The 2301-nt window shown below is 67.8% G+C and carries 2 protein-coding genes and 2 pseudogenes; 3 read left to right on the top strand and 1 reads right to left on the bottom strand.

Going from position 1 to position 2301, the window contains the following annotated elements; translation table 11 throughout:
* Positions 1-283: pseudogene (locus ACWELQ_RS44055) on the bottom strand (hypothetical protein); the annotation flags it as partial.
* Positions 284-972: 689 nt separating this feature from the next.
* Here ACWELQ_RS44055 and ACWELQ_RS44050 point away from each other — a divergent pair.
* The 3 genes and pseudogenes from ACWELQ_RS44050 to ACWELQ_RS44040 form a co-directional block, all read left to right on the top strand.
* The gene (locus tag ACWELQ_RS44050; protein WP_452402907.1) at positions 973-1734 is read left to right on the top strand and encodes a GntR family transcriptional regulator; all 762 of its coding nucleotides are present in this window, start codon (positions 973-975) and stop codon (positions 1732-1734) included.
* Complete coding sequence (locus ACWELQ_RS44045; protein ID WP_379354965.1) at positions 1734-1961, top strand: 4Fe-4S dicluster domain-containing protein; 228 nt, start codon at positions 1734-1736, stop codon at positions 1959-1961. The genes ACWELQ_RS44050 and ACWELQ_RS44045 overlap by 1 nt, the downstream gene beginning before the upstream one ends.
* Before the next feature lie 11 nt (positions 1962-1972).
* Positions 1973-2301, top strand: a pseudogene (locus ACWELQ_RS44040) (ABC transporter substrate-binding protein); the annotation flags it as partial.

Here is a 2301-nt window from a genome sequence, read left to right as displayed (position 1 = left end):
GCGGGCGGCCCACCGCGCCGGAGGCGGTGAGATCGGCGCGCTCGCGCAGCAGTCCGGTCGAAAGCAGCGCGGACACTTGGCGATTCACGGTGGCGATGCTCAAACCCGTGGTCTGCGCGGCGATATCGCGGAAGATCGGACCTCGGGTGGCGGCGCGCAGGACCGCGGCCGCCGGATTGTCGGTGATGCGCAGCTCCGGCGGGACCGCGGGACGGGCCGGAGCCAGCCGCGCGGTGGCGGCGGTAGCGGTGCCGTGGGGACGTTCAAGGATGGGACTGGACACTTTTGGAATCCTTGCTGCGGTCCCGCCTGACATCAGGGGGACGTATGCCTACATGAGGGGCTGTGCAGCGAGGAACCCGGATTCGAGGAAGGCGGATCACGCCTGGGGAATCGGGCTCAGAACTCGGCTGCGGGACGGCAGGGACAACACAGTTCCCGTTGCCGCGGCAGCCGAACGCCCAGCGCGACGGTCACGTAGGTGACCCGCGGCGCGGAGAGAGGGCGACTGGCAGACATGGGATCAAAGTATCATTGGGATCACGCCGAATGGAAGGCGTGCGCGACCGTCCCGGCAACCCGGGCGCTGTTCGGGGCTCCCGCATCAAACCCTTCGAGGGACTGCCTTCGCGACCGAATCTTTTGCGTCTGTTGATATTTCACGCCACGGCGGGAGTAATGGCGGAAACCCGCCAAGAGTGGCGCACGCCACGTCACGCTCTCACATCTCGAGATACCGGCCTACATTCCGCTCACCCTGATTCGAAGGCGGCCGGTTCCGGTGGGGGTGGCGCAATAGCCCGAATCCCGGACATTCCAGCAGGCCGTGCCGTGATGCGGGCGGCGTAAATCCGCACTGCTCGCCCGAGCCGGTCGTGAGCGTCCGGCCGCCCGGCTTTCCGCCGTTAAGGTTCTGAAATCGCAGGTCAAAGGCCCTGCAATCGCAAATCGACGGCAGCGAGAGGAGTTCAGGTGTCGCCGGAACCGGTACCGTTGCGCGCCCCCGAACGGCGGGCGGATCGCGCCCGCCAGGTGGCGGATGTGCTGCGCCAGCAGATTCACGCGGGAACCTTCGACCGCGCGCTGCCCACCGAACCCGAACTGTCCGCCGAATTCGCGGTGTCGCGCAATACCGTCCGCGACGCGCTCGCACTGCTGAAGGACGAGGGCCTGATCGAGCGCGCCCCGAAGGTCGGCACCCATGTGGCCCGGCGCAAATACGACCACGGCCTCGACGCCCTGCTCGGTCTGAAGGAGACGCTGCGCGGCCACGGCGAGGTGCGCAACGAGGTGCGGGCCGCACGCCGGGTCACCCCGCCGCCCGCGGTGGCCCGCAAGCTGCGACTCGAACCGGGGGAGCAGGCCGTCTATATCGAGCGCTTGCGCTACCTCGGCGACCTCCCGCTCAGCCTGGATCTCACCTACCTGGTCCCCGATATCGGCGACGAGGTCGTCACTCGCGACCTCGAGACCAATGACGTGTTCGCTCTCATCGAGCAGATCAGCGGCGGCCCGCTCGGGTCCGCGGACCTGGCACTCGAGGCCATCACCGCCGACGCCCATTCGGCCATGACCCTGCAGATGCCCGAGGGCGGCGCGCTGCTGCTGCTCGAGCGGCTCACCAAACTCGAGGACGGCCGCCCGGTCGACCTGGAATACATCCGGATGCGCGGCGACCGGATCACCATGCGCGGCAGCCTGATCCGGCCGCCGGACGATTGGAGGCTGGCCTGATGGCCCTCATCGAGCAGCGGGCGGACGTCCCGGTGACCATCGACGAATCGCTCTGCATCCAGGGCTGCACGCTGTGCGTGGAGATCTGCCCACTGGATTCGCTGGCGATCAACCCCGACAACGGCAAGGCGTACATGCACGTCGACGAGTGCTGGTACTGCGGCCCGTGCGCCGCGCGCTGTCCCACCGGCGCGGTCACCGTCAACATGCCCTACCTGCTGCGCTGAGGAACAACCCCATGAAGCTCCACCCCGCCCGGATCGCCGCGCTCGCCGCCGCCCTCGCCCTGACCGTGTCCGGCTGCTCGCTCGAGAGCAGCGGCGGCGGTGACACCGTCAAGGTCGTCATCGGCTACCAGTCCAAGACCATCAACACCGTCACCGCCGGAACCCTGCTCAAGGCCAAGGGCTTCCTGGAACAGCGGCTGAACAGCCTGAACAACGGCCACAAGTATGCGGTCGAGTGGCAGGACTACGACACCGGCGCACCCATCACCGCGCAGATGGTGGCAGAGAAGATCGACATCGGCTCGATGGGTGACTACCCGTTGCTGATCAACGGCTCCCG

The sequence above is a fragment of the Nocardia sp. NPDC004722 genome (assembly GCF_053601505.1).
Note: the sequence above shows the minus strand (reverse complement) of the source record. Positions and strands in the feature narration are given on the sequence as shown.